Source organism: Dyadobacter sandarakinus (assembly GCF_016894445.1).
GTDB classification, from domain to species: Bacteria; Bacteroidota; Bacteroidia; order Cytophagales; family Spirosomataceae; genus Dyadobacter; species Dyadobacter sandarakinus.
On the sequence record NZ_CP056775.1, the window covers coordinates 3,849,697 to 3,874,280 of the forward strand.

The window sequence follows — 24,584 nt, forward strand, 5'->3', positions numbered from 1 at the left end:
TAGCAAGCAAGACGTGAATCTAAGATTTATTCTGAAATACGCCGTAGTCCTGTTTTCTGAAAATAAGGGAGATCACCAGGATGGGTATGATCATCACGAGCAGGCGCTGGGTGATCTCATTTGATATCAGTATCGAGGGTTTGTTGTTCTTAATTGAATTGTAAAGATCCAGGTACTCTTTGTCAGTCAGGTACTTGGTATTCGTAGTCCTGCCCTCTGCAAGTACGGCCAGTCCTGCCTGTATGTACTCGGTAAATACGCTGTAATCCACATAGGATACAAAAAGGTAAATCAGCCACCCATTAATCATTGCAGCGACCATTGTAATGAAATACCCCATGGTCAGCCCTTCCCACAAATGCAGGAATCCGTTTCCATATTTCCGGCGGTAATACCAGCAGGCACTTGCGACAAGGATAATGTAAATACCGGCATCAAAGATATGCCCGCTGCCCAGCGGCGGTATGCCGAGAAGATAAAGCGCAAGAAAAAACAGGAATGCAGCTATGCCGGCAACCGCTGCAAAAATCAGGGAAACTTTCAGGATAGGCTTACTAAAATATGCTACAATCGGATTCATATATACCACTCAAACTTGCCATTATTCGCTACCCCCACAACTTTTCCCTTCATAACCTTCCCTAAAAAGGGCGTATTCTTAGATTTTGAAAGTGTTTTATCGAAAGTCCACATTGCATCGGGATCAAAGAATGTAAGATGGGCCGGAGCTCCTACTTCTATAACATTTGGTTTCAACCTTAAAATACGCCTGGGTCCGGCTGTAAACTTTTCAACCAGCGCACCTGCACCTAATCCTGCATACATATTGGCCACTGCAAATGCGGTCTCCAACCCGGTAATACCGAAGTCTGCCTGATCAAATTCAAGGTTTTTGCTTTCCTCATCGTGCGGGCTGTGGTCAGAAACAATTGCATCGATCGTACCATCTGCCAGCCCGCCCAGCAGCGCGGCAAAGTCTTCCTCGGCCCTGAATGGCGGGTTCACTTTCAGATTGGTATCAAAACCCAGCAGATCATTGTCCCGGAATGCAAGCTGATGTGCCGCTATGTCGCACGATACGGGCAGGCCTTTTTGCTTAGCCTCCCTGATCAGCGCGACGGCCTCTTTGGTGGAAATCAGTGAAACGTGCAAAACCGGATTACCGGAATTGTACGGACTTTTTTCCAATGCATATTCCAGCAGTTTCAGGTCGCGCGTGAGCATCATTTCCTCGGCCAGCGAGGGCAAGCCTTTCATCCCGGTGAGGGTGCTCGCAACACCTTCGTGCATTTGCCCGTACAATGTTAGCTGGTGGTCCTCCGGACGGTTCATCAGCAAAGCATCCAGCGGCTGCAGGTACTGTATCGTTTTCAGTAACAAGTCGGCATTCTGCACAGAATGTTCACCATCGGTAAACGCGATGGCTCCTGCTTCATGCAGGTCAATCATTTCCGTAAAATCAACGCCCTGTGCCTTGCGCGTCACTGCGGCTGCCACATGCAGGTTCACCAGGCCTCCTCTACCCGCCTGGCGGATATAGTTGAGCGTGTCTTTGCTGTGTACTACGGGCTCGCTGTTCGGCAGAAGTACGATTTCAGTAAACCCGCCCCGGGCCGCGGCCTTTCTTACCGAGTTAAGATCTTCCTTGTGCTCAAATCCAGGGTCACGCGATGCGACACGCATATCCACCCATCCGGCCGATGCATGCAAGCCTGACGCCTGCAGTACCTGAGCTTCACCGGCTTCCAGATTTTCACCGATCTGCCGGATCAGACCGTCTTCAATCAACAGGTCTTTGATCTGACCGTCATACGGAGAAGCAGCATCGGTAATGCGTACGGAACGTATTAGTAATTTCATGTAAAAGCAGGCTTGTGCCTGATCGTTTATGTATTCGGGTTTCAAAAAAAAAGCTCCGAATGGAGCTTTTCACCTAGTATCAGGCACCTATAAATTTTTGGTAATCTTCTGCTGACATCAGCCCGTCTTCTTCACCCGGACTTGCAAGACTGATCCTCACCATCCAGCCGTTGCCGTAGGGATCGGAGTTGACAAGCTCAGGCTCACCATCGAGCTGCTCATTTATTTCCAGTACTGTACCTGCAATCGGCAGGAAAAGGTCAGACACTGTTTTCACCGCTTCAACAGAACCAAACACATCACCCTTCTGCAATGCTTCGCCTACTGTATTGATGTCCACGTACACGATGTCACCCAACTCGTTCTGTGCATGGTCCGTAATACCGATGATCGCTGTATCTCCTTCTATACGAATCCATTCGTGATCTTCTGTGTACTTAAGTTCTGACGGAAAATTCATGTCGTGTACGGATATGTTTTAAAAGCTTTGAAGCGCAAATTACAGTATGCAGGCTGTATTTTCCAAATTACTCGGCGAGATTGAACTTTAACTGCACGCCGCCCGACGTACTCGACCGGTAAAACGAATTGGACACCAGCGGATCGTTGAAAGTACGGTCAAAATAGAACTGTACGCTCAAACGGTTATTCACGGTATAGTTCACGATCGGATGCAGCTGGAAGTTGATGTTCCCCGAAATCGGGATATTCTCACCGTCAAATTTCCGCTGTATCGCCCGGGTATCGACAAACTTCAGTCCGAGCTGCATTGTCATGTCATTTTTAAGCTTCTTCTTAACCCCATTGATCTTGAAAGGCAGGGGTACATTGTTTTTTGTAAAACCAATATTTACCGTAATGTCCTGATTGAACAATTCCGCTACCTGTGCATTCGACAAGTTCAGCGCCACGGTCCGGTCACGGTTATATTCAAGCCGGGCCGTAACACGGCTCTGCGTCCTGAACTCCATTCCTACCAGCGGCTGAAACCTTTCGGAAAGCGTGATGGTGCTCATGGCAAATACCGGCACATACTGACCCAGGTCATTCAGGCGGGAAGATAGCGGATAACCCGTCACAGCCAGGTTCACGTACAATGCCTCATAGTCCAGCGATGAAGTAAAGTTTCCTACACTGTAGTTGGACATGTATTTGTGCGACAAGGTAAACGAGCTGAAAAGCCGCTTGAAAGCCGGAAGCTGCGAAAGTCCGCTGTATTTCACATCCCAGTTGGGCATCGGGAATTTCAGGAACGGATTCGTACGTACCGTATTGGGATCCTTACCGCGGTAGGCGGCAAAGAAGGACGATATCAGTACATCCTGTGAGTTCTCGTTGTACTCGCCGCCACTCAGGTTTTCGCGGTTCATCCGTTCACGTAGAATGGCCCTGTACTCCCGGAACTTGTCAAAAACAGGAGAGGAATTGTCTCTCCGCATTTTGGCAAATGCAGTTCTGAATGAAAGGAAAGACATACTGAACTGTCCGTTCCGCAAAGGGTTCTGAGATGCAAAACCGCCGGTGGAATTGGGTCGGTAAAACTCCTGGTATGCATCCTGGCGCGTCAGCCTGGCCTCTATAACCATCCTGAAATCCTTGAAAGGTTCGAGAGTTGTATTGGCAGAGAAGTTTTTGGCAATTGTTTGCTGGAAAGGCTGGTTTTGCTGCTCACTCTTGGTAATCCAGCCACGCTGCGCCGCCCTGACCTGGAAGTCACGATCCTGCCTTCCGAGTACGAAAGGAAGTCCGGGTGCATTGGAGTTATCCAATCCGAAGTACTTGGGTGCTTTCAGGTAACCTGGCAGCGCCGTCGTTTCCAGAATGGAGTAGCTTACGTTAATACCCCGTACCGTCATCAGTGTTCTCGCCAGTGTTTTCAGCAGGTCTGTTGAACGCATATCAATGTCCTCGATATCACCCGGGCTCCTTGCGAAGTTTTTGCGCACGGTATTGGGCGTATTGGCAAACTTCAGATACCGGAGCTTATTATAAAGCAGTACAAAATCCACTTTTCCCGTAACACCACGCTCGCGGCTGTTTCGGATGATATCCCCGAAAGGCAATCCCAGCGTATCTTTCAATCCCAATGCATTGGCCTGGTACTGGTATCCAACTGAATGCTTATAGTCCGCACTCACCCAGTCTGTAAGCGGAATTTTATCCAGCGGAAGGCGGTAAGTAAGGTCAATTTTCTGATCAAAATTCTTGATACGGCCCAGCTTTTTGAAGTTGTTCCATAGAGAATCCTTCTTGGCTCCCGTATTAATGTCACCTTCCGGCTCATCAATGATCGAGTTGGCTGACGCCGAGTAGGTCAGTGTCATGTTGCGGGTCAGGTTCCAGCCGAAATCATAGTACCGGTTAAACCAGAAATACTTTTCATACAAAGGCTGAATGCCGTCGGTGGTCAGGTCCGCATTGCGCAGCTGCGTTTTCAGGAACCTGCGGTCGACGTCGGTCCTCACGGAGACCATATTGGGCAGCAAAGTCAGGTTTACATCTTTGATAATGTCTGCCCACCGGCTTGTTGCTTTCCAGTTTTTAAAAGGTTCCAGAGGCTTGGGCTGGCTGCTGTATACGTAAGATATTCCCGCCTTATACATGCGCTGGTTATATTCCTGCGTCAGGATGTTCCGGCGTTTGTCATCGCTGAAGGCATACGTAAACGAGAAGTTCTCAAAATCATAGAAATGGTTCCGCGCGCCCGGCCTGGTCTTGGTCTTTCGCACATTGGAAAAATTGATTCCCCGCTTCACCTGGTTCTCTTCGACCATCCGCCTGTAACCATCCCTTTCCTCATCGCTCCGCAGGTTATCCAGTGACGTGCTTAATGGCGTATCCGGATCGAGCGGATTGAAGTGCGGCTTCACATTCCGGCGGTCGTAGCTCAGAAACAGCGGGATACTGAAACCCCAGCTTTGCGGCAGCAACTTATCCAGGGCTACATTGGTAGAGATGCCATATTCTGTCGTAAAATTCCTTGACCGCTCGCCGATTCTTTGCTGAACACTTCCAAATCCAAAAGTCTCCATCCTTCCCGACGCCGTCAGCGTTGCAAAATCAGCCAGCTTGGCATTCAGCTGAGCAATAGCCGCCATACCACCCGTATCATCAAAGCCTTCAACGTGCATTTCATCCACCCAGATACAGAACGTCTTGGTGCGCTCGTCATTGGTTTTCGGATTGCGCATTCCGATCATGATCACCTTAACTGCACTCAGGTCGGGGTTACCGACTACCGACAGGTTGTACCGTCCATCAGAAGTGCGGATTGTATACGGAATGCTCAGGTTACGGTCCAGCTGCCTGTTCCGCTCCGATTTGGCCGAAATCAGGTCTGCCAGTGCAATATTAATCTCATTCTGCTCCGGCCAGATATCCTCGGAAGTGGAAGCCGAAGGGAGCGTTGCTTTGAGGGATGCAAGGTCGATCTCGTAATAGTTTTGTGTAAGGTCAGTACCGATACGCATGAATGCGCCCACCATGTTGTCTTCGCTGAGCTCATTCTGCATGTGGACGTACATTCTGAGGCGCTTGCGGAAAAGCAGGTCAAGGTTTACGTTTTTATAGACTGCACGCGAATCACCATCACGAAGGTCGGTCACGCAAAGGCTCATGGATTGTTCATTGAGCAGCAAAGGAGGGCGCTGGGTATTATCCTGGTCGCGCACCCATCCCGGGGGAATCTGGTAGAGGTACTTGTTGGCACCGCCGTTATTCTGGCTGTTTTCTTCAATGCTTACGGTTCCAACAGTAAACTTGGCATCATACGGCTCAGGTACCTCCTGCAATCCGGGTGAGTCCAGGTTATAGGTGTATTTACGATATTGCTGACCCACCATTTGAAGCTGTGCAAAACGCAGTACAACCGGCTGCTGGAAATCGGTAAGGTACATACGCATAAACCGGATCGACTTAAAGCCGCTCATATTACCAACTACACCCGAAAATTCCTTGATAGGAACCCTGAACAAGTACCAGTTCTGACCGTCGGCTTCGGTCTTATCCACAATATATCCATTGCCCACGGCGAGCTGGCCGGGACGCAGGTTTACTTCGTACTCGTAGTATGACTCATTATCATTGATCGTATTATCAACGTTCATATCCTCTCCGTCGGGCACATTGGTAGAGGCGGGTGTTACGTCGGTAGCTCTTCCCTGACTTTCCGGAGAGTTGTTCTCCATGCCCATATAGTTTTTATATCGCTGCAAAACCTTTGCATCGGCAGCATCCAGGTCAGGTCCCAGAAAAAACTGAAAATCATCACCGGAAGGGTCATTCAGGATCAGCTGCCTTGCTTCGGGGGTAAGGTTTGCGGGCAGGCGGTTGATATATTGCTGGAAAAATGTCCGCTCGTCGGCACTGTTCAATCCATCCAGACCAATATCCTGCCTCTCGCGGGCACCCGACTCATTACTGAATGCATTGATCAGGTACTGCGACTTGGTAACATATCCCCAGGCTGTGGAATCCACATTTACACCGATCTGCCTGTCCACAATCGGCAAGCCATTTTCAAAATTGTAGCGCTCATCCGGAATAACATCTTCCGAAATATCCCCGAGGTTAAATACCAGCTTACCACCGGTTGTATTGTTCCGGTCTTCGGTACCATCGCGAACCTTGCCGTTTTCTCCTGCAATGAAAGGATCCAGCATCCAGAACTCAATGCTTTCAATGTTGGCATTGTCAAAATCATTATCCGAAGTAATAGCCCGGCTGATTGCCCCAAAGTTCTGACGTGGGTTTTTAAGCCGGCCATTCTGATCAATGTCGGTATTATAGTTATACATCCCCTTTTCGCTCGGATAGTAAGCAATGTCCAGGATGTTCTGGGGGTATGTTACCAAACCTGCAATCGGCCGGTTCGGGAAGATTTCGTTAGGGAGGTAAAGTCTCTCGTAAAAATTCTTGCGGTCGTTTTCATTAATATTGGCAGGTGGCTCATATCCGCCTCCCAGTCCCTGCGCTCCACCGAAAATATTGTCTACGGTATAAGCAGATATTTTGGCGCGCTTGTAACCGTAGTCGAGGTTTGTCGCGCTTGCATTGGTACGGAAAGATGGCGGAACAGACGCAAGCCGCCACTTTTGTGGCTGACGCGACAGGTCATAGATGGTACGCGCCGCTTCAAAATCGTCCACCAGCGAGCGGTTATTCACATCTTTGGAAACGCCCGGCAATAATTTGGCAAATTCACCCTTGAACTGGATGCTCGACATTTCTTTAGTTTGCAGCAGGGGCAGCTTGTCAAGCAGCTTGGTCAGGAAAGGCACATCTTTCCGGAAATTGATATCGAAACCAAGCATGGTATTGTTCACCGGCTCATTGCCTATGGATACCCGGCTCAGGAATCCTGCGGTACGTTCCCGGTACTTAATGGCTGTCAAGCCTATGCTCATATCCCGGTTAACCACATAGTCCAGACGTGTACCCAGCAGTGAGCGGATCTGGTTCTGGAACATATCAGGACGTTCGTATTCAATCACGATCTCCCTGCCCGAATTAAGTACACTGCTGTTGAGCAACCTTACACGACCTAATTGGGCTTCCACGATATAGTCCGAACCTGCGGCCAGCGGCACGCCGCCGGAAGTTACCGTTACCGAAGTTTCGAGTACGCCAAAAGGCAGCTGCACCTCCGCGCCGCCGCTGGACTGATAAGTACCTTTGAGATAAAACTTATTGCGCTCGGTCACCTGCTGCGCATCGATCATGGTAGTCCGGTACAGCTCATTGAAGACATACTTACTACGGAACTGGTCTTCACCGGCACCAAACTTGCGGGAGAGTGTGGAGCCGAAGGGTTCGAGCACCGGGAATATGATGCGGCCGGATCTGCTGTCTACCGTAATGCCATCCACGAAGTCAAAATTTCCATCCGGTTGCAGGTCATTTACCGGATTTAGCCGGTCTAATCCCATCAGACGGACCAATGGAATGTTGGCAATACTACTTTCCTGAAGGTTAGGGTTGTCAATACCGGTAATATCATCTTTATAAATGATGCGCAGCTGGAAACCCTGTTTTTCTATGGAGCTCGTACCGAGCGAGTAGATGTTTTTCATCATCAGATCCCACATCGGCAGTTTGGTATTATTGCGGATCGTCGATGATTTCAGCAATTTCAATGCAATTACTTCATCGTCCTGACGTGCCTGGTAATCCTCGGTCAACTCCCCTACTTTAAAGGACCGGCCATTAAGTGTATATTCATAAGAAACCCCCAGTACTTCGTCGTTCCGCAATGCATTGGTCAAAGAAATATAGCCTAACTGCGGATTGAAAGTATAGTCGCGGTCGGCTACAAGGCGTTTGGCTCCGCGCAATAATTCATAATCCAGTGTTTTCTCGAAACCCAGACTGATAATTGCCGCATTGGTATTGTCCACATTCCTGAAAGCGGCATTGTCCGTCAGGCTTTTGTATAAACCATTGGCTGCATTGTCAGCCGGCGATGTCGAGCGGATCGGCTGCACGCTCGGATTCGCAGCCTTGTAAGGTGCGGGCTCCCCCAGATCCGCAAAGCCTACCACATTGCGCAGTGATTCCGTCGTTGTTGTGCGGTTTGTTACATACACTTCCAGGCGGGTTACGGTAACACCGGAAGTAATGGTAGGGGTATTCTGCAGGGATGCTTCGTATTTGTTCCGGAAATACTGCGAAAGGAAGAAGTTCCGGTTTTCGTCGTAAGTATCTGCTTTAAGCTCGAAGTCACGGCTTTGCGCGCCGCCCCTCAGTACAATCCGCTCTTTGCTTGACTTTTGCTGGGAGGCAACAAATGTTGCATTCAGACGGCCGAACTGAAAGTCCGTTTTCAGACCGAAAAGGTTTTGTACACCGGGAATCAGCTGGCTGTTGATGGCCCAGTTGATGTTACCCGCCTCAATTTTCTTAATGAAGCTCTCTTCGGGATTCTTATAATTCAGCTTGATTGCATTTTCAAAGTTGAAGTTGGCCTTGGTATCAAAGTTGGTTTGAAAACCCAGCATATCGCCCAGCCTGGCGTCAAAATTGATGCTGATCTGCTCGTTGAAAATAAACTGCGTGTTCCTGCGCTGACGAATCGGTATCGCAGGGTTATCCAGGAACTGGTGCATTAGCCCCAGATCCAGGGACACAAAGCCCGTGGGTTTAAAATCAATGAAATCATCGCCCAGCAACTTGGAAATTGCGGGCGGTACGTCAAGCTTGGGAAGCAAGCCCCGCGCACCCATTGCACTGGTACCATCCTGCCTGCTGGCATACTCCCGCAACAAGCTTCTGAACGCACGGTCCTCCTGAATTTTGTCATAGGTATTCAGGTCCATACGCTCCGGGGCACGGTAATTAAGCGTACCCGAGGGAGTCTGTATTTTCTCGGTAATTGCAACTTTACCGGTACTGTCCAGCGTAATGTTAGTTGAGATATTGGAAGGATCGCGCAGGTAGAAAGGCGACCTTGGGCGGGGGGCTACTACCTTATTGTTGTAATAGTCCTTCCAGCGCATAATAAGCTGGCTTCCGGAGCGGTCTATGCTCCTTCTGGTGGTGTCACCCACAGTATCTGCTTCGGCTGCCCACTCTATGGGTTGGGCGGAGGAAGTAGTATCCCCTTCACCGGAAACGTTAGCCAGTAATACTGCTCCCGCCGAAACTGTGAGTGTCTTGAATAAAAATGAGTAAATCGTTGACGACAAGGTAGTATACTAATTAAAGCAGGTTGGCTACATTTAAATCTATCAAAGCGATTTTACTTTCGTAAAGTTTTCCCCAATGTCATGTTAATTCCGGTTAACGAAGTGCTAGTTTAATCAAATTCTCTACTGTAAGCTCATGCCCCTCGCGCTTGATAATTGCGTCGAGGCTTTTCTCGGCAGTGGCCTTCGGGATACCTAAGGTTACCAATGCAGCGAGTGCTTCACTTTTTAATGTTCCGGCATGATGATCCGCTGGTTTCAGACCTGTTGAAGTAAGGTCTTCCCTGCGGATTTTGTCCCGCAATTCGAGGATAACACGTTGAGCAGTTTTGGATCCGATTCCTTTAATCGACTGGATCAGGCGCAGGTTTTCGTCTAAAATACCTTGCCTGATTTCGGACGAAGAAAGTGAAGACAGCATGACCAAAGCGGTCGAGGGACCTACCCCGGAAATTCCGATCAGATCCAGGAACAACTTCTTTTCGTCGTTCCCCCAAAAACCATAAAGAATGTGGGCGTCTTCCCGTATACTAAGGTACGTCACAAGTTTGCAACGTTCGCCCAGCTCCGGGAGTGATGTGTAGGTTTGCAACGAAATACGAACCTCATAGCCCAATCCATTTACGTCGATGATCGCGTAAGCCGGATCTTTGTAGACTACTGTTCCGTTAACGTAAGCAATCATAAAAATAGTATGTGTGTGTAATACGCTTGTTCACTAGGATGATATGATGAGTCGCTGACCTGGTTTAATGGAGTTTCCACGAATTCTGTTCTTCTTTTTCAGCTGCCCGATTTCGAGCCCGTAGCGCTGGGAAATGATCCAGAGTGTATCTCCCTTCTGTACGGTATGATAACGCTTTTTAGTATGCCGGTTGTGCGAAATGGTTGCTACTTTCGGCTTTTCGGGCTCTGCCGAAGCAACTCTGGTGCGCGGCTCGGCCACTTTTACTTCTTTCCAGAGCACAAGCCGCTGACCGCGGTTGATAGAGCTGCGGCGAAGGTGGTTCCATTTTTTCAGTTCAGATACCGTTACATGGTACTTTCTTGAAATGGACATCAGTGTTTCGCCCCGGCGCACTGTATGTGACGACTTACGCGTTCTGCTGACGGCGGATGGTTCATCTTCTTCCTCATCCACATCAGCGGAGGCTACGGAAGCATAAGGAAATGCAGTTGCAGCACGTCCCAGGGAGTCTGTCCCGGTACTGTCGGCACGCGCCAGCATCACAGCAGGAAGCAGACCGTTTTTCCTCGTACAAGCACTCATGATGGTATCACGGTTGCTCACAAAGTAAGTATACTGCACGCTGGGCACTTTCAGAATAAAATCACGCGTTTGCTCCGGAAGGCTTGTTTTGGTAATTTGCGGATTAAGCTTCCTGATTTCCTCGAAGTTCATGCCGCTCTGCTGGCAGAATGATAACAGGTCAATGTACCCGTTCACATGAATCGTATCATGCGGGACCGGAAACTCGGTATTTTCAGGATAAATACCGTGGTCTGCACCATAGTTCATCATATAGTTCATGGCCACATACTGAGGTACATACGACCGTGTCTCACGTGGAAGAACATTATAGATCGTCCAGAAAGTAGTGCCACGCGAGCGGCGCATGGCCCTTTTTACATTTCCCGGGCCCGTGTTATACGAAGCGAGTGCAAGTTCCCAGTCACCGAAAATGTTATATAGCTGTTTCAGATAAAGGCAGGCAGCTTCGGTGGCCTTTGCAGGTTCAAAACGTTCATCTACATATTTATCCTGGTACAATCCGAACTCCCTGCCTGTCGCTGGCATAAACTGCCACAACCCGCCTGCCCTCGCATGAGAAATGATGGTCGGGTTGAGCCCCGACTCAATCATGGAAAGATACTTCAGCTCAGTTGGCAGACCATGTTTCTGAAGGGCTTTTTCAAACATCGGGAAGTATAGGGGCATACGCTCCATGACCATCCGCGTAAAATGGGCCTTTTTATAAATGAAATATTCTACAAACTCGTGGGAAGACTTGTGGTAAGTAAGAGGAATGGACTTTTCAAGCTTGGCAAAACGTGCCCTCAAAAGCTTTTCGGGTATAGCCGGGTTTTCACCAATCTCTTCAACTTCCGGGAGATAAGGCATAATGGCCGTTTCTTCCTGGCTTACTGCTTCAAATGTATCGGGCTCAACTTCCAACTGCTCCTGCGGAACAAACGCCCTTGCCGGCATATTCCAAACTCCAACACAGATGGCCCCGAGCCACAACACTTTTTTTGAAATCCTCATCAATAAATGTTTTTTGAAGGTTAATCAATTTCCGGTTTTTCGATGGCTACTACCTGCTGACGACTTACAGATAAAAATTCCGTCATAATTTTCGGCTTCCCGAGAATTTGTTCGTGAAATAGAATAATCTCTACTACATTTCTGATTACCCTGTAAAGCTATTTTTACGCGCTTTGTGGCTTTTTTATCACACCTATATGCTGGCATGATTATTTTGTTTAATGCAGTGTATGTTGCGTGTGTACTCAAATTTGTCAAATGAAACGTTAGCAGTTTGGTGATCTGCTAACATGATTCTATCAGTGCTTTAAGCCGAGACTCTCCAGGTAGCTGGCAAATGCCAGCATGTTTTTCTCGCCAAAATAAGGAGCCATGACCTGAATTCCAATAGGAAGGCTGTTTTCTCCGGATCCGCAAGGTATTGCAATAGCCGGATTTCCAATCACATTAGCCTGTACCGTAAATATATCAGCCAGGTACATTTGCAAAGGATCTTCCGTTTTTTCTCCTATTTTAAATGCAGTTGTAGGTGTTACCGGGGATATCAGAAAATCAAACTGCTTGAAAAACCGTTCTGATTCTTCCCGCACCAACCTTCTAACGCGCTGCGCTTTGGTATAGTATGCATCGTAGTAATTTGCGCTCAATACAAATGTCCCGAGCAGGATACGCCTCCGCACTTCTTCTCCGAAACCTTTCGTACGTGAGCGCTTGTAAAGGCTTTCCAGATCGGTTGCTTCCTGGCTGCGGTGACCATAACGCACCCCATCAAACCTGGACAGGTTTGAACTTGCCTCTGCGGTGGTCAGAATGTAATAAGTTGGCAGTAAAGAGTGCAGCAAGGGCATTTCAATAGGCTCTACCGCATGACCTTTGGCTTTCAGCCGGTCAAGCAATGCCGTAGTTTTTTCCCGTATTTCGGGTGCTATTGCAGTACTTTCCACTGATTCACGTATGTAGCCGATTCTGGCTTTGCCGGACCAGGCAAGTGATTCACTGTATGCAGGTACTTCCCGGGTTGAGACCGTGCTGTCAAAATCATCGGCACCGGACATGATTTCGAGGAGCAGCGCAGCGTCCGCTACACTTCTGGTAATGGGCCCGATGCAATCAAATGAGGAAGCGTATGCAATCAGTCCATGACGGGAAATCCGCCCGTAAGACGGTTTCAGGCCGACTACGCCGCAAAATGCCGCAGGCTGCCGTACAGATCCGCCTGTATCACTACCCAGTGAGGCATGGCACAGGCCCGCCTGAACTGCCGCAGCAGAACCTCCCGAAGATCCCCCCGGAACCCGCGTATGGTCGGCAGCGTTCAGCACTGGCCCGAAGGCCGAGTTTTCATTGGATGACCCCATGGCAAACTCATCGCAGTTTTGCCTGCCGATTACAATAGCATCTGCGTCCAGCAGTCGCTGAACCGCCGTCGCCGTATATGGAGCTGTATAAGAATTAAGGATTTTGCTTCCGGCCCGAACGGCATGGCCCTGATGTGAAAGTACATCTTTGAGGCCTAGTATCAGGCCTGCAAGCCGGCCCGCTTCTCCCCGGGCAAGTTTCTGGTCGACTACCTCGGCGGCGGCAAGCGCCTCTGCGGCATACACTTCGACGAAAGCATTGAGATGCGCATTTTCCTGAATCCTGTCCAGGTAATGCTTAACTAAGTTGACGCAGGTTAAAACACCTTCACGTAAATCTTCCTGAATTTGCGTCAGCGTCAGATACTCTTTCAATGTAGGATCTTTGTGGGGGTTGTAAAAAAATCAGAGCCATTAAGTGGTTGCTTAGTGGCTCTGCCAATATTGTCGGTGTGAAAGTGAAAGCGTTATTTGGGATCTTCCATGCTTTTTTCAATATTCTCTTTAACGTCTTTGGTAGCATTCTTGAATTCATTGATGCCCTGTCCCAAACCACGCATCAGTTCTGGAATTTTCTTCGCACCGAAGAACAGTAAAACGAACAACGCGACTAAAAAGATCTCCTGTCCTCCTAATCCCATGATGCCCAAAACGGTTATTGATTCCATATCGTTTATTTTTTAATGTTTACAAAAATACTGATTATAATTTTAAACAACTATACCTGCAGGCCACTTTATCCGATATTGATCGTTTTTTCACGCTTCTCCCAGGCACTGAACTTTTGGATGTCCGAGGACATGGTCTTGATGAGCCAGAGTACCAGCGCGACATCATCGGTGATCCCGATAAAGGGCAGAAAATCAGGTACCAGGTCGATCGGTGAAACGAAATATACGAGCACGGCGACGATAGAGATCAGACTTTTCCAGGGCAATGCACGATAGTCGCCCGAGGCATAGGCCCGTACCATCCGGATCAGCAGCTGAACCTGCGTCTGAAACTCACTGAGATTTCCGCTGAAACCTACCTTTTGTAACTTACCTACCACATCTTTGGCAAGCTGCAGAAGCTGGGCCGAGTTGCGGGCGTACTTGCCGGCCTTGCCGGTCGCCTTCTTAAAAAATACCGACTTTAATACACGGGAAATCATCGATTCGTCATTCATGTTAAAGGCAGGAAAAATAGCTCGGAAAAGACAATATAACCATTAAAACAGGCAAAAAGTTGTAATTACCGCAGGGCTTGTTACATTTCAGGCAAAAAATCATATTCCACTTGGTTTAAACAAATTATGTATCCTATTTTAGGAAAAAAATTTAAAAAGCATCATTTTCTATACAATAAACCATATTTTTTATGAAGATTACTGTTGTAGGTGCTGGCGCTGTCGGTGCAACCACTGCCGATAATATCATACGTCGTGAACTGGCTGAGGAAGTTGTACTGCTGGACATTAAAGAAGGAGTAAGTGAGGGCAAAGCGCTGGACATGTACCAGACTGCCGCATTGCTCGGCTTCAACACCAAGCCTGTCGGCACCACCAACGACTACGAAAAGACCAAAGGCTCGGACGTAGTAGTAATCACTTCGGGGCTTCCCCGCAAGCCCGGCATGACCCGTGAAGAGCTTATCGGAATCAATGCAGGCATTGTTAAAGGTGTTACTGAAAATATCCTGAAGTACTCCCCGAAAGCCATCATCATCGTGGTTTCCAACCCTATGGACACCATGACTTACCTGGCACTTAAAGAATCAGGAATTCCTAAAAAACGTCTGATTGGTATGGGTGGTGCGCTGGATAGTGCGCGGTTCAAAACCTACCTCGCTCTTGCCATGGACGTTTCACCGCTGGACATTCACGGTATGGTCATTGGCGGCCATGGCGATACGACCATGATCCCGCTTACCCGCCTGGCAACTTATAACGGAATTCCGGTAAGCCGCTTCCTCTCGCCCGAGCAACTCGAGAAAGTCGCTTCGGACACCATGGTGGGTGGCGCAACGCTAACCAAGCTCATCGGCACCTCTGCCTGGTACGCCCCCGGTGCAGCTACCCTGCTGCTGGTTGAAAGCATTGTGCGCAACCAGAGGCGCATTGTACCCTGCAGCGTTTCCCTTAATGGTGAGTACGGTCAGAAAGACATCTGTATGGGTGTGCCTGTGGTACTGGGCCGTCAGGGCTGGGAGAAGATCATTAACCTGCGCCTGAGCGATGCCGAAAAAGCAGCTTTTGAGAAGTCTGCCGAAGCAGTGCGGTCGATGAACGGCGCACTGACACTTACCCAGCAGTAAGTCATTTTTTATAAATCGTAAACAACAAAAAAGGTGACTGATGAAGTCACCTTTTTTGTTATCCCTAAATGGAAACCTGGTACTGCAGCGTAAACGAACTGCGACGACCATCTTTTGAAAGTTCGTTTGCCACTGAGCCTGGCTTGTAAAGCGGGCGGTTTTCCCAGTTCAGTGTAAACTTCCCGTTGTGTCCTTTGATCAGCCAGTTTATGCCGGCCGAGTATACATCCATTCCATCCTGAATGCGATCATAATCAGCATATTGTAAGGAAGCATAGGGCATCAGCGTGCCTTTCCGGCCCAGTAGTCCTTCTTTAAGCTTATATCCTGCCTGCGCATAAATAACACTGCCGGTTCCGAATGTAGGAAAGGCATTACCATGGTTGCCACTCACGCCTGCAATGGTACGTGAAGTTGCCGTAGCCGGGTTCATCACGCCGTTGTACCGCAGGTAGCCTTTTCCATAATCCGTGCTGAAATAACCCAGATAAGCCGAAAATGCCTTCTGGTTATTGAGTGGAATGTCCAGGTAAGCCGCCACAGACCACAAGGTCATATTGTTGTAAAGCGTGTCCGAACCCTCCGTCCGCCAGGTGGCATTTTTTTGTGATATAATTCCGGCTTCAATGTTAAATATTTCCTTTTTGCCAAGGTAAGTACCTGCCATGTAGCCAGGCGTTGTATTATCTTCAGTATCTAAAATGTTGTAAATAAGCAATGCCTGAAACTGCTTGCTGGCCTTACGCTGGGCAAAAGTCGAATTTAGTCCGATGGGTGGAGGTACCAGGCCGCTGGTCTCAACCGGAAACGGATCTGACACCCCCAGGCGATAGTTGACGGGACCGATCTGACCCCTGCTGTATGCCGTCAGCTTGCGTGAAAACTGGTCTGTCTGATCCACCGTAGCCTGGGCAAACAACGGCACATCCATGGTCATGATCGTTGCAATACCGGGCTGTGAAAACCGCGACAATCCATTGAGAATCGTAAGTCCCCCGCCAAAGCGTACGAAGCTGGTACCTTTACGGTAAACTTCATACTCTCCCAGTGCATCATGAAAAAACGCGCCGATCTTCCTGTTGGATAGCGTTCCGTTTGTATTGTAGGCCGGAAATGCATTCAGCTTGTTGAAGTTGTTCATCCCGAATTGTGTATAGAAAAACAGTCCGTCGGTGATTTGCCCGAACAACTGCATGCGGGTGCGGCGCAAACCGATATCGAACGTAGTGCCTTTCGGGTCGCCCAGCACGGTTGTGCCCGGGTTACTTTCGTTGAACCGGAACCATGCCTGGTTGGTAAATGTCATCTTTACATAATGTGAGCCGGATTCGTTAAGATTGTAGCGGATATCGCTCTTCGTGTTTTCGTCTGCGGGCGTCACCTGCGCCATGGCAGTTGAGGCAAGGAACATCAGGGAAAGTACTCTTTTCATTTAACGGAATTCAATCAGGTGAGCAGCTATTCCAGCGTTAAGCATTTTGCCTGCGACTGGATCGGGATTAAAAGTATGGTAAAATGGTTTTTGGGAAAGAACTGGAAGAACTTAAATTTTCAGCTATAAAAAGAGGAGTATGCGCATACAAGGCCTTTTGGGCTTTGACTTTACTCATAGCAGGCATTACTTTCTTTCCTGTAAAAGCACAGGAAATACCGCCGCTGATCAACTATCCTGCTTCTGCCTATAAAGCCCACAACCAAAACTGGTCTATCGACGAAGGCAACGATCACCTGGTATACGCCGCCAATTCCGACGGCCTCCTGGAATATGACGGAGGTACCTGGAAGCTCTACCAGCTGCCCGACCGTCAGATTGTCCGGACCATCCTTTTTGATCAGGTAAGCATTGCATCCGTACCCAGCCGGGTCGTGAATATGCCGGCCAGAAAGGAATACCGGATTTACGCAGGTGGGTTCGGTGAGTTCGGGTACTGGCGCAAAGCGCCGGAGGGACAGCTGCAATATGTGTCTTTAAGCAGGAATGCGGGCTTTGCCAGTCTCAAAACCGAAGAGATCTGGCACATTATCAAAACCTCCCGATACATTTACTTTCAGTCATTCTCGCGCATTTACAGGTACGACGGGAAACATCTGACCGAAATTAATCCGCATAACAACTTCATGTTCCTGCAGGAGGTCAACCAGCGCGTGCTTGTTCCCGTGATCGGAAAGAGCCTGTACGAGCTGAAAGGCGAGCACCTGGTTCCGGTGGCCGGTACCGAGCCGCTGGCGCAAAGTATCGTATCCTCCATCCTGCCATTTCCGGGTGGACGAATGCTCATCAGTACGACCAAAAACGGTTTGTTTATCTGGGACAACAATCGCCTGGAACCCTGGAACATCGCGATTTCAGATGAGCTGAAAAGGAATATGATCAACCGTGCCATCCTGCTGGGCGATGGCAGCTATGCATTCGGCACCATTCAGAAAGGCGTGTACATTGTCTCACCGGAAGGAAAGTTGCTGCATCAGTTTAACAAGAAAAACGGACTTCAGAACAATACCATACTCGCATTGTCCGAAGACAATCGTCGTCAGCTCTGGATCGGGATGGATCAGGGGATTGACCTTGCGCAGCTCTCCGCCCCCATTGTGTCGTACCGGATCAATGATAACCCGCTGGGCTCAACCTATGCAGCAGCACTGTGGAAAGGACAACTGTATGTAGGTACCAACAAAGGTGTTTTTGTAAAAAAATGGTTGTCAGATGAAGCTTTTCGCCCGGTACCGGGCCTGGGAGGTCAAACCTGGACATTGACGGTGGTCAATAACCAGCTGCTCTGCGGCCACAATGATGCTACTTACCGCATTACGGACCAGGGTGTCGTTAAACTTTCTGATGTGACCGGCGGCTGGGTCATGCTTCCTGTTACATCAGGTGCGGATACATTATTGCTTCAGGGATCGTACACCGGTCTGCATGTGTACCGGAAAGACGCGGCCGGCAACTGGTCCTATGCCCACCGGGTAAAAGGTATTCCTGCCGTACCCATCAAACAGATTGTCCAGGATGCGAAAGGACAATTCTGGCTGGGCCACGCCTACAAGGGTCTTTTTGTTGCCCGCCTTACGCCAGCCCTTGACACTGCATTGACGCTGAAAGAATTCAAAAGTCCGGAAGACATACCCAGTGAATTTTCTATAGAAATCCAGAAATGGCGTAACCACATCGTTGTGCGCTCGGGTACTGCCTTTTTTGAACCCGATGCACAAAATGTACTGCAGCCCGCGCGTGATTTCACAAAGCACGACGACAGCTTCAAGCTCAGGTCAGGGATCAATGGAGAGTGGTTTAAAGTGTATATGAACCGGGTATCCTTTATAAATGCACAAAATACGTCACGTATGCTGGAACTCATGCTCGTGCGGAATGATGAGACAATTATCCCATTATCGCCCGACTACTACTTCTTCTGCCTTGATAACGGATATGCACTTTTTAACCGGCGGATGACCGGCTTGTCCCAGCCTGCAGACGAACCTCCGCTGATCAGGAAGGTGACCAACCTCCGGAATGTGTCCGAAAGTTTTGCCGTGTTTGGGAGCCCTCGGCTTCCCGCAGATGCCCGCTCGGTGCGCATTGCATATGCGCTCCCGGTTTACGGAAAAAACATTCAGTATCAATACCGACTGCAAGGACTCACCGACCAATGGTCTGAATGGACTGACCAGAACTTTGCGGAATTTACCAACCTGGAAGCCGGTGACTACACCTTTGAAGTACGCAGCAGCCTATCCGAAGTAGCTACGTCCTACAAGTTTGGAATTCAGCCTTACTGGCGCGAAACCGTGATGGCAAAGCTCCTGCTGGCGGTTGGTATCCTGCTGATGCTGGCGGGCCTGGTTGTGTTTCAGGAAAAACGCGCGGCCCGGCACCGGCAGCGGCTGATCCGGGAACAGGAGGAGGAGCTGAGCCAGCAGCGCCTGCAAAGCGAGCGCCAGATCATGGAAATTCAAAATGAAAAATTGCAAACCGAAGTTCAGAGTAAAAGCCAGCAGCTGAGCAATGTAGCCATTAACGTAGTACGTAAAAACGAGATCCTGGAAGAAATCAGGGATGAGCTCAAACAGGTGAAGGCCGAAATGGGTAACCAACTCCCCAACATTCATTACCAGAAGCTGCTGAACAGCATTGAGCGGAACGTTGCCGGCAGGGACGACTGGGTTCTTTTTGAACAGAATTTCGACGAAGTACATGAGCAATTTTTCAAGAGGCTCCGCAGCATTTATCCGTCTATATCTCCTTCTGAACTGCGGCTTGCAGCCTGTTTGAGAATGAACTTATCAACAAAGGAAATGGCCCCGGTTCTTGGTATTTCGGTCAGAGGCGTAGAAATTAAACGCTACCGCCTGCGTAAAAAGCTCGGACTTGACGCAGATTCCAACCTTGTTCAGTTTATGATGGATATTTAGGTCAATTGTACTAATCCGATAAACGACCAATTTATTCCAACTATTCCTTGCATTATTTTCATTGATGTAGTGGTGATGTAGTACAGAATTTGATTAGTGGTCGGCTTCAAGCATAAATTTGAAGTCAATAATTTCTTCTAATAATTCAATCACTAACGAATCATCAATGAAAACGACTGTACGACTACTGTACATGCTGGTTTTTCTTTTCGCTGCAGCGAGTTCCTATGGCCAGGGAATATCTGTAAACGGAAAGGTAACCTCAGGCTCCGACGGCTCGGCCTTGCCAGGGGCCAGCGTACTGATAAAGGGAACCACCACCGGCGTCCCTACCGATGCAGAAGGTGCATTCACCATCCAGGTACCTTCATCCGAATCTGTGCTGGTATTTTCTATGATCGGGATGACCCCTCAGGAAATTACCGTAGGATCCCAAACCACCATCAATGTCGCCCTGGCCGAAGATGCCAAAGCTTTGAATGAAGTAGTGGTAGTGGGCTATGGTACGCAGCGCAAGCTGGACGTGACCGGCTCCGTGGCGCAGATCAAAGGAGCTGAAATTGCTGCCCAGCCTTCTATGAACGCTGTGAGTGGTTTGCAGGGAAAAGTAGCCGGTGTGCAGATCAACAACTCCGGTAAACCCGGTGAAGCACCGCAAATCCGCATCCGCGGCGTAGGTACTGCTTACGGCAGTCCCAATCCCTTGTATGTAGTAGACGGTGTATGGTTTGACGATATCAGTTTCCTCAACTCGGCGGACATAGAGAGCATGAACATCCTGAAAGATGCTTCAAGCCAATCAATTTATGGGGTACGCGCGGCAAATGGTGTTGTGCTGATTACCACCAAAAAAGGTAAGTCAGGTAAGTCTGTGATCGATTACAATGGATTTGTGGGTTTTCAGCAGGTGACCAACCAGATCAAAATGGCCAATGCCAATGAGTATGCCACAATGGTCAATGAGCTGAGTGCGATCAATGGAAAAGGTAATATCCTGAATGCCGGCTCTTACGGCGAGGGTACCGACTGGTATGGTCAGATCCTGCGCACCGCCCAGATCAACAACCACCAGCTTTCCATCAGTGGCGGAACGGACAAGTCTACTTACAACCTTTCGCTTGGCTTCCTTAACCAGGATGGTATTGTTCAGAAAAACGATTTCAAGCGCTACACTGCCAGGCTGCAGAACGACTTTCAGGTTTTTAAAGCCTTGAAAGTGGGCTACACAGCTACCGGTTCGTACAGCAAGTCGCGGGACGAGGCAGGCGGCATTTTCCGGCAGCTTTATGCCGCCGGACCAGTGGTGCCGGTTTACAATGCAGACGGCTCCTATGGAGATCCTAATACTTTCAACCTCGGTGATGCCAATAACTTCAACCCGCAGGTCACTATTGATTATTACAATCAGATTACGAAAAGAACACTGCTCACGGCCAATGCGTATGCTGAACTTTCACTCTTCAAGGGTCTGACATTCCGGACAAGCCTGGGTGGAAGGTACGCGCAGGACGAAACACGCAGCTACGTTCCGGTATATGAGGCAACATTGAAACAACGCAACAATATCAGTTCGCTGCAATTTACGCGTCCTCAGACCCGGTACTGGATTTTTGAAAATACCCTGACCTATACCAAGGAGTTTGGTGACCACAGCCTGACGGCACTGGTGGGACAATCGGCACAGCGTGATCAATCCTACACGCTTACTGCAAATGCATTGAACGTACCCTATTCCAGCGAAGGCGATCTTTACCTGGCACTCGGAAGTGCTAACTCCCGCAACGTTACCGATGTTGGGGATCTGGGAACATACGCTTCGTACTTCGGACGGGTTAACTACTCCTTCCAGGACCGCTACCTGCTGAATGCATCACTGCGTGCGGATGGTTCATCCAAGTTTTATGAAGGCGGTAATGCATGGGGATATTTCCCGTCGGTAGGTGCAGGCTGGGTGATCAGCAATGAGTCTTTCATGAAAGGTCAGTCTTTCTTTGACAACCTGAAAATTAGAGGTAGCTGGGGTAAAATCGGTAATGCATCCGTGCCTTCCAACCTGTCGACGCTCACTGTGGCAACCGGCGGCGGTCTGGGAGCTATTTTTGGCGGACAACTGAATACCGGTGCCAGCATCAACACGATTATCCCTCCAACCACTGTTTGGGAACGTGGAGTAGGTACTGATATAGGGTTGGAAGCTGCATTCCTGAAAAACAGGCTTACACTTGAACTTGATTATTATATCAAGAAAACAGAACAGGCTATTTTCGACATTCCGGTACTTACTTCCATTGGTACCCAATCAGGCCGGATTGTAGGCAACCAGGCTGATTTCGAGAATAAAGGCTTCGAATTCAATGTGGCCTGGCGGGACGAAATCGGTGAGAATCTCACATACAGCATCGGCGTAAACGGAGGTATCAATAATAACAAAGTACTGGCCGTGACCTCGGGAGCCAACTCCATTTATGATGGTGGTGTGGGACTTACCGGCGGTGCCCTCGCAACAAGAACGCGTGTAGGCGACCCGATCGGTTCATTTTACGGACTGGTAGTGGATGGTATTTTCCAGACTCAGGACGAGATTAAGGCTTCGGCTCAGCCTACTGCAAAACCGGGTGATTTCAGGTACCGGGATATCAGCGGTACAAACGGTACACCGGACGGAACCATCAGCGGACTGGACCGCCAGGTTATCGGCAACCCGAACCCCAAGTTTACTTACGGGATCAATACCAGCTGGAATTACAGCAACTTTGACCTGATGCTCGATTTTCAGGGTGTATCCGGTGTGGATATCTATAATGCAAATATGGGCTGGCGCTATGGTAATGAGAACTTTACCAAAGATTTCTACGACAACCGCTGGCATGGAGAGGGTACTTCCAATACGTATCCTTCTGCCAACATCGGAGGAGGTTCCAACTATTTGGCCAGTACTTTCTTTGTACAAAGCGGCAGCTACTTCCGTGTGAGAAATGCACAGCTGGGCTACACGCTGCCACAAGCAGTAGTTGAAAAGCTTAAAATCAAAAGGCTAAGACTGTATGCCAATGCACAAAATGCATTGAACTTCTTTAAATACAAAGGGCTGTCACCGGAAGTACGTGCTAATGAAAACAAGCCGACGCAGGCAGGAATCGATGCCAATGTGTATCCTCTTTCGGCGACCTACAACTTCGGTATCAATGTGACCTTCTAAGCGATCCAAACGAATGAAAAATATAACCAACAACAAGATCAAGAACGCCGGCCTTTACCTGGGATTGATGTCCCTGCTGATTGTCCCTTCTGCCTGTAAGGAAAGTTTCCTGGATGTTGATCCTCAGGGAAAGCAGGCCGGCACTATATTCTGGCAAAGCCAGGATGATGCCACCAAGGCTGTGAATGCCATGTATGCCAACCTGCGCACCTGGAATAATACCGCCTTTGCTCCCATTGCACTGGAAAGCATGGGATCTGACGATGCCGAAAAGGGAAGTACACCCTCTGATGCAACGTTCTTCAACAATTATGACAATTTCACGGTTGGTTCAAGTGATGGACAGCTCGGAGGTTTCTGGGAGGGTCAGTACCAAAACATCAATTACGCCAATCAGGTGCTCGACAATGTTCCGGGCATTACCATGGACGAAAGTCTGAAAGCCCGCTACCTCGCTGAGGCTAAGTTTGTCCGTGCTTATTCGTACTTCCGGCTTACCCGGGCATTTGGTGCAGTTCCTTTGCGGCTTGCGGTACCTGCCAATACCACGGAGTACAACCTCCCGCGTACTCCGCAGGCTGAGGTGTATGCTGCTATTGAGAAAGACCTTACCGAAGCTGAAACTGTACTTCCGCTAAGCTATGCTTCCGCAGATCTTGGCAGGATTACTAAAGGCGCAGCCCAGTCGCTGCACGCCAAGGTAGCCATGTACCAGAAAAAGTGGCAGCAGGTATTTGACCTGACGAGCCAGGTCATCGGGTCGGGCCAGTATTCCCTGGTACCGAATTACGAAGCATTGTTCCGCATGCAGAATGAAAACTCTTCTGAATCGGTTTTCGAAATCCAGAACGAGCTGATTGCTTCCAATGTTGAAGCATCGAACTCACAGTACTCGCAGGTACAAGGCGTACGCGGCGTACAAGGTGGCGGCTGGGGCTTTAATGTACCTACCGAGGAGCTGGCAAACTCTTACGAAGCCGGCGACCCGCGCCGGGATGCTACCATTATTTTCCGTGGTGAAACAACACCTCAGGGTGACAAGATTCCGATTGATACAAACAGCAACTCTATGTACAATCAGAAGTCTTATGTGCCCTTTAATATGTTCATTAACGGTTTTCCGGAAGGCGTGCAGCAGAATGTGCGGGTGATCCGCTATGCGGAGGTATTGCTGATGAATGCGGAAGCTGCCAATGAACTGGGCAATACTACCAAAGCGCTGGAATCGCTGGAACTGGTGAGGGCACGCGCAAGAGGAACCAGCAAAACCATCCTGCCAAAAGTTACGACTACCAACCAGGCTGCATTGCGGCTGGCGATCTGGGAAGAACGTCACCACGAGCTGGCGATGGAGTTTGACCGCTACTTTGATGTAATTCGTCAAGGCCGTGCGCAGGAGATCTTCGGGCCAAAAGGCTGGAAACCGAACAAGAATGAAGTGTGGCCGGTGCCACAAACCGAGATTGACCTGAGTGGAGGCGTATTGACCCAAAATCCAGGCTACTGATCATCAT

General features: G+C 49.1%; 14 protein-coding genes. 4 read left to right on the forward strand and 10 right to left on the reverse strand.

What is annotated here, in order from left to right:
* Nucleotides 1–19: 19 nt before the first annotated feature.
* From HWI92_RS15500 to HWI92_RS15540, 9 genes are all read right to left on the reverse strand, one after another.
* Nucleotides 20–580, reverse strand: a complete 561-nt coding sequence (locus HWI92_RS15500) for a DUF4199 domain-containing protein (protein ID WP_204656907.1) — start codon at nucleotides 578–580, stop codon at nucleotides 20–22.
* The gene (locus tag HWI92_RS15505) at nucleotides 577–1,860 is read right to left on the reverse strand and encodes a dihydroorotase (RefSeq protein WP_204656909.1); all 1,284 of its coding nucleotides are present in this window, start codon (nucleotides 1,858–1,860) and stop codon (nucleotides 577–579) included. The genes HWI92_RS15500 and HWI92_RS15505 overlap by 4 nt, the downstream gene beginning before the upstream one ends.
* Nucleotides 1,861–1,939: 79 nt before the next feature.
* Nucleotides 1,940–2,320, reverse strand: a complete 381-nt coding sequence (gene gcvH, locus HWI92_RS15510; protein ID WP_204656911.1) for a glycine cleavage system protein GcvH — start codon at nucleotides 2,318–2,320, stop codon at nucleotides 1,940–1,942.
* A gap of 67 nt (nucleotides 2,321–2,387) precedes the next feature.
* Complete coding sequence (gene sov / locus HWI92_RS15515) at nucleotides 2,388–9,542, reverse strand: T9SS outer membrane translocon Sov/SprA (RefSeq protein ID WP_204656913.1); 7,155 nt, start codon at nucleotides 9,540–9,542, stop codon at nucleotides 2,388–2,390.
* Nucleotides 9,543–9,636: 94 nt separating this feature from the next.
* Nucleotides 9,637–10,227 carry a Holliday junction branch migration protein RuvA gene (gene ruvA / locus HWI92_RS15520; RefSeq protein ID WP_204656915.1) on the reverse strand — a complete coding sequence of 197 codons (591 nt, stop codon included), beginning with the start codon at nucleotides 10,225–10,227 and terminating at the stop codon, nucleotides 9,637–9,639.
* 33 nt (nucleotides 10,228–10,260) lie between these two features.
* Nucleotides 10,261–11,808, reverse strand: coding sequence for a lytic transglycosylase domain-containing protein (locus HWI92_RS15525; protein ID WP_229248087.1), 1,548 nt, complete (start codon nucleotides 11,806–11,808; stop codon nucleotides 10,261–10,263).
* A 299-nt stretch (nucleotides 11,809–12,107) separates the two neighbouring features.
* On the reverse strand, nucleotides 12,108–13,541 hold the full coding sequence (gene gatA, locus HWI92_RS15530) for an Asp-tRNA(Asn)/Glu-tRNA(Gln) amidotransferase subunit GatA (protein WP_204656917.1): 1,434 nt from the start codon (nucleotides 13,539–13,541) through the stop codon (nucleotides 12,108–12,110).
* A gap of 92 nt (nucleotides 13,542–13,633) precedes the next feature.
* Nucleotides 13,634–13,834, reverse strand: a complete 201-nt coding sequence (locus HWI92_RS15535; protein ID WP_015813903.1) for a Sec-independent protein translocase subunit TatA/TatB — start codon at nucleotides 13,832–13,834, stop codon at nucleotides 13,634–13,636.
* 68 nt (nucleotides 13,835–13,902) lie between these two features.
* Complete coding sequence (locus HWI92_RS15540) at nucleotides 13,903–14,334, reverse strand: YkvA family protein (protein ID WP_229248090.1); 432 nt, start codon at nucleotides 14,332–14,334, stop codon at nucleotides 13,903–13,905.
* 191 nt (nucleotides 14,335–14,525) lie between these two features.
* Between HWI92_RS15540 and mdh the strand changes: the two genes are divergently transcribed.
* Nucleotides 14,526–15,461, forward strand: a complete 936-nt coding sequence (mdh, locus tag HWI92_RS15545; protein ID WP_204656918.1) for a malate dehydrogenase — start codon at nucleotides 14,526–14,528, stop codon at nucleotides 15,459–15,461.
* Nucleotides 15,462–15,525: 64 nt separating this feature from the next.
* Here the strand turns inward: mdh and HWI92_RS15550 are convergent, their stop codons facing one another.
* Complete coding sequence (locus HWI92_RS15550; RefSeq protein ID WP_204656920.1) at nucleotides 15,526–16,893, reverse strand: hypothetical protein; 1,368 nt, start codon at nucleotides 16,891–16,893, stop codon at nucleotides 15,526–15,528.
* A gap of 164 nt (nucleotides 16,894–17,057) precedes the next feature.
* On the opposite strand from HWI92_RS15550, the gene HWI92_RS15555 reads away from it, so the two are divergent.
* From HWI92_RS15555 to HWI92_RS15565, 3 genes are all read left to right on the forward strand, one after another.
* A complete protein-coding gene (locus tag HWI92_RS15555) occupies nucleotides 17,058–19,871 on the forward strand; it encodes a triple tyrosine motif-containing protein (protein WP_229248092.1) in 2,814 nt (937 codons plus the stop codon).
* Nucleotides 19,872–20,037: 166 nt separating this feature from the next.
* Nucleotides 20,038–23,070 (forward strand): SusC/RagA family TonB-linked outer membrane protein, encoded by a 3,033-nt coding sequence (locus HWI92_RS15560; protein WP_204656924.1) that lies wholly within the window; start codon nucleotides 20,038–20,040, stop codon nucleotides 23,068–23,070.
* Nucleotides 23,071–23,083: 13 nt separating this feature from the next.
* Entirely contained in the window at nucleotides 23,084–24,577 is a 1,494-nt protein-coding gene (locus HWI92_RS15565; protein WP_204656927.1) for a RagB/SusD family nutrient uptake outer membrane protein, read from the forward strand.
* Nucleotides 24,578–24,584: the final 7 nt, after the last annotated feature.